This window comes from Bradyrhizobium uaiense, assembly GCF_010811875.1.
Taxonomy (GTDB): Bacteria; Pseudomonadota; Alphaproteobacteria; order Rhizobiales; family Xanthobacteraceae; genus Bradyrhizobium; species Bradyrhizobium uaiense.
Window position 1 is genome coordinate 1 of sequence record NZ_VKHP01001125.1, and the last position, 234, is coordinate 234.

Here is a 234-nt window from a genome sequence, read left to right on the forward strand (position 1 = left end):
CGATGACCGACTTCATCTTCATGGTGAAGAACACCAGCTATATGTTCGTCACCGGTCCCGACGTGGTGAAGACCGTCACCAACGAGGTGGTGACCGCCGAGGAGCTCGGCGGCGCCTCGGTGCACGCGACGCGCTCCTCGATCGCCGATGGCGCGCTCGAGAATGACGTCGACGCGCCGCTGCAGATGCGCCGGCTGATCGACTTCCTGCCGTCGAACAACACCGACGGCGTGC

At 64.5% G+C, this 234-nt stretch carries 1 protein-coding gene; it reads left to right on the plus strand.

The features are described from left to right. On the plus strand, positions 1-234 hold a 234-nt coding region (locus FNJ47_RS49055), incomplete at both ends, for a carboxyl transferase domain-containing protein (RefSeq protein WP_283811418.1).